Genomic DNA, 909 nt, shown 5'->3' on the forward strand with positions numbered 1-909 from the left:
CCACCGCGATGCTCGACCTCAGCGACGGCCTCGGCCGGGACGCCCGCCGGGTGGCAGCGGCCAGCCGGGTGTGCCTCGCGCTGTCCGGCGAGCTGCTCAGGGAAGACGTCGCCGCCCTTGCCCCGGCCGTGGGCGAGGAGGCCGCCCGATCCTGCGTGCTCACCGGAGGCGAGGAGCACTCGCTGCTCGCCTGCTTCCCGGCGGGGGTCACCCTGCCGCAGGGCTGGCGTCCGGTCGGACGGGTGCAGGCCGGTGAGGGCGTCACCGTCGACGGCGAGCCCCTGGTCGGCGGCGGCTGGGACCACTTCGCCGGTTGACCTGCGTCCGGTATGCCGTCCGGTCCCCTCCGGCGGCCCCTGGACGCGACGAAGCCGACCTCCGGGCGCGGAGATCGGCTTCGAGGGGTGCCGGACGGTTCAGGGACCGCCGGCGCACTCGGTCAGGCGCAGGGACCGGGCGCGGTGGGTCAGCGCTTGACCTTGCCGGCCTTGAGGCAGGAGGTGCAGACGTTGAGCCGCTTGGGGGTCACGCCGGCGGCACCGACCTTGGCGCGGACGCGCTGGATGTTCGGGGTCCAACGACGGTTGGTCTTGCGCTGGGAGTGCGAGACGTTGTGACCGAAGCTCGGCCCCTTGCCGCAGACGTCGCAGGTGGCAGCCACAGGTGATCTCCTGAACTCGGGCGGTGGACGACTCGCTGGTGAACGCGTCCACTCATGAACAATGGTCTGTGCCCGGGGCGTGCACGCATGCGGCACCGCACGACGGGAACCGGTCAAGAGTAGCCGAGGCACCGGCCCCGCACCAAAACGCGGCCGTTCGCACGCCGGCGCCGCCGCCACGCAGGGACAGGTGCCCGGTCGATCCGGCGCGGGGCCGCCCACGTCCGCCCCGGGCGTTAGCCTCACGG

General features: G+C 73.6%; 1 protein-coding gene and 1 pseudogene. One reads left to right on the forward strand and one right to left on the reverse strand.

Features of this window, described 5'->3' with window-relative positions:
• Nucleotides 1-317: pseudogene (locus FRW57_RS22170) on the forward strand (thiamine-phosphate kinase); the annotation flags it as partial.
• A 149-nt stretch (nucleotides 318-466) separates the two neighbouring features.
• Here FRW57_RS22170 and rpmB read toward each other — a convergent pair.
• A complete protein-coding gene (rpmB, locus tag FRW57_RS22175) occupies nucleotides 467-661 on the reverse strand; it encodes a 50S ribosomal protein L28 (RefSeq protein WP_137121821.1) in 195 nt (64 codons plus the stop codon).
• Between the last annotated feature and the right edge of the window lie 248 nt (nucleotides 662-909).

It is taken from the genome of Segeticoccus rhizosphaerae (assembly GCF_009192725.1).
In the GTDB taxonomy this organism is placed as follows: Bacteria; Actinomycetota; Actinomycetes; order Actinomycetales; family Dermatophilaceae; genus Segeticoccus; species Segeticoccus rhizosphaerae.